2 protein-coding genes and 1 tRNA gene are annotated in these 3,049 nt (G+C 37.0%); 2 read left to right on the top strand and 1 reads right to left on the bottom strand.

Annotation, left to right across the window (positions count from 1 at the left end; translation table 11 throughout):
- Positions 1 to 202 precede the first annotated feature (202 nt).
- Positions 203 to 583, top strand: a complete 381-nt coding sequence (locus BTO21_RS15395; protein ID WP_128973101.1) for a hypothetical protein — start codon at positions 203 to 205, stop codon at positions 581 to 583.
- A 322-nt stretch (positions 584 to 905) separates the two neighbouring features.
- Here the strand turns inward: BTO21_RS15395 and BTO21_RS15390 are convergent, their stop codons facing one another.
- Positions 906 to 2,336, bottom strand: a complete 1,431-nt coding sequence (locus BTO21_RS15390) for a sodium-dependent transporter (protein ID WP_045032844.1) — start codon at positions 2,334 to 2,336, stop codon at positions 906 to 908.
- Between the two features lie 604 nt (positions 2,337 to 2,940).
- Here BTO21_RS15390 and BTO21_RS15385 point away from each other — a divergent pair.
- Positions 2,941 to 3,031 (top strand) — tRNA-Ser (locus tag BTO21_RS15385).
- The last annotated feature ends 18 nt before the right edge of the window (positions 3,032 to 3,049 follow it).

Genomic DNA, 3,049 nt, shown 5'->3' with positions numbered 1-3,049 from the left:
CAGCATGCGTTTGCCCTACTAAACACAAGAAACAAGAAACAAGAAAACAAAGAAAAAAAGATAGGACACCCATAACTTTCTCTTTATAAAACAGATGATTATTATGATATTACCAGGGTTGATTATTGTCATTCCCTACAGTGAATTCCTTGAGGGCGGTAGAAAATTTACTCACAGAGCATTGATTTTTCAAAGTAAAGATATGGCTGTCCTATGTCTCTCTCAGTACGTGGTCATTTATCTTATTGAGACTATCGGTGTTTCAAAAACAGATATATCGACTCATTTAGGCGTGACAGCAAAAGGAAATAGAACATTAAATAATTGGCTTGGTAATAGTGAGCAGCAAATTCCCTATACCGCATGGCGCAAATTATTGTCGTTAGCTGGATTGTCCATCGATCTCATGGTGTTATCAGTGCGAGCGGAAGGGTTACTTGCTAGAAAAGCGAAACAATTAGCCATTACTGAAGATAATGCTTCGGCATCGACATTATTGCGAGAGGTATACAATGTGCTTGATCATGGTACATCAGCAGAACGATTGATACTTCTTGATAAGCTTAAGTTGCATTTTAAATAATTGAGTGAAATCGAACGATAATATAAACCGAGTGTTGGCTCGGTTTTTATTGTATTAATTAATACTTTGTCTTGCTTCAATACTGCCATGCGTTTGAATGGTTGTACCTTGAGATCCAGCACAGCCTGTTACAACCATTCCTAATAAAATAAACGCGATAATGTTCTTCATTGATAATCCTTTATTAGCATTTTATTAATTATATAAAGAGTGTACCTGTAACCAGAAATAGCAACAAGGAGGCAGAAAAGTGCTTACTCAGACAATAAAAAAGCCGCTGATAAGGTTATCAACGGCTGAGTGAGTTATATCGTCATGATAGTTACAGTTTCTTTGAGAAAACGCCGCACAAACCAATGATGACTAACCCAAGGATCATTATTTCACCTTTATTACTGTCAAAGCCCGCTTTAACGCCAGAGATAGCAACAATTGCGATAGCCACTGGAATGATATATTTGATTAATACATACCAAACATTAAACAGTGGGAATGAGACTTTACCGTCATTAGTGATTTCTTTTTTCAATTCACTACGATCTAAACGCCAGCCAGCAAATAAACACACCAACATACCACCGATGGCTAAGAATATTTTATCGGTTAATAAGTCAAAAATATCAAAAGCACCAGTATCAAATAACGTTGGACCAAAGCCTCCGATTGAAAGTGACGCTAAGATACACAGTAATGCCATTACACCACTGGCTGTAAGTACTGCAGTCACTCGACTAAACCCTTTTTCGTCAATAAGATAAGCAGTAACAACTTCCAGTAATGAAACTGAAGAGGTCAGTGCAGCAACACTCAGGCCAATAAAGAACAGAATCGCGAGAACGAAACCAATTCCCCCCATTTCAGCAAACAGTTGTGGTACCACCACGAACACTAAACCAGGACCTGCTGATGGTTCTATCCCAAAGGCAAACATTGCAGGGAACATTGCAATACCAGCAAGTAATGCCACGCTAGTATCCATTGCTGTGACCATCGCTGTGGTTTGGACTAGATTTTCTTGTTTACGGAGGTAGCTACCGTAAGTCAGCATACAACCCATGCCTAAACTTAAAGAGAAGAAAGCTTGTCCTAGTGCGGCTAATACTACTGAACTATCAATTTTTGAAAAATCAGGCTTAAACAAGAACTCTAATCCTGCCATTGCACCTGGTAGTGTTAAGCCTTTAATTGACACAATCATGAGAATAATAAACAACAATGGCATTAATATTTTGCCAGCTTTCTCAATCCCCCCCGATACACCGCGGATAACCACTAAAATATTAAAGAATAGGTATAGCCCCATCCAAAATAATGGTTGCAGTGGGTTAGCAATAAATCCGCTGAAGCTATCACCAATGGCATCGGGTTGACTTAATAATCCAGTGGAGACTTTATAAATATAGGCAATAGCCCAGCCACCAACAACAGGGTAGAACCCCATGATTAATAGACCACTTAATACACCTAAAATGCCGACAAAAGTCCAACGACGATCCGTTGTTTTAAATGCGCCTACAGCCGAGATCCCTGTTTTTCGACCGACTGCAAACTCAGTAAGCATGACGCTAAAGCCAATTACAATAACGAATAAGAGGTAAATAGAGACGAATGCACCGCCGCCATTTTCACCTGCGGTATAAGGGAACTTCCAAATATTACCTAAACCTACAGCAGATCCTGCTGCTGCCATCACGAAGCCAACTTTTGAACTCCATGTTCCTCTGTTTGGTGTTGATGATGATGTTGTATCCATACGTGACCCTGTACTTATAAGAAAAAGTTTTTAATTTTTAAAGGTTAATATATTTAAAGTGCATTTTTAGTTAAGGGGTTAAAATGAAAGTTGAATATTTTGTGCAATTAAAGATATCGGAATGTTAAATATGTTAACTTCTTTTTACCATGTATTTAATTGCTTTTAAATGAAAAATTATATTCAAGTAAATATTAACAGTGATTTTAAATCGTATTTTTGGTGGTTAATAATTTATTAAACAATGATTTATATTATTTTTGAGTAGGATATTACTAACAGCATAAAATGCTAAAGTGATCTTTTTGCATTGTGTAGATGAAGATATTGTTCAATAGCTAAATGAGTTATATGGTTTAGTCTAATAATGTCTATATATAGAGAGTTTAACTGCTAAAGTGATATTTAATAGGATATAAGCTAGTTCTGCTGCCGTTGCTATAGTTGTAATAATGGTTCGTTGTGATGAAAGAGCAATATTGATACTTTATTGTTCTTGTTTTGGTCGTTTTTAGTAACCATTGATTGAGAAAAGTGCAGTTGATACTTTTTTGAATATTATTACTTTACAGAGGACGGTGAGGGTTATATTATTCGCCGTATTGGAGAGATGGCTGAGCGGTTGAAAGCACTGGTCTTGAAAACCAGCATACGTTTATAGCGTATCTAGGGTTCAAATCCCTATCTCTCCGCCAAATTCTAATAGTCTGATG

Source organism: Photobacterium phosphoreum (genome assembly GCF_002954725.1).
In the GTDB taxonomy this organism is placed as follows: domain Bacteria; phylum Pseudomonadota; class Gammaproteobacteria; order Enterobacterales; family Vibrionaceae; genus Photobacterium; species Photobacterium phosphoreum.
This window is presented reverse-complemented; position numbering and strand designations above follow the sequence as displayed.

What these genes read in the sequence shown, in the direction of transcription:
- BTO21_RS15395 (WP_128973101.1), top strand. Translation starts at nt 203, where the DNA reads ATGGCTGTCCTATGTCTCTCTCAGTACGTGGTCATTTATCTTATTGAG.
- BTO21_RS15390 (WP_045032844.1), bottom strand. Translation starts at nt 2,336, where the DNA reads ATGGATACAACATCATCATCAACACCAAACAGAGGAACATGGAGTTCA.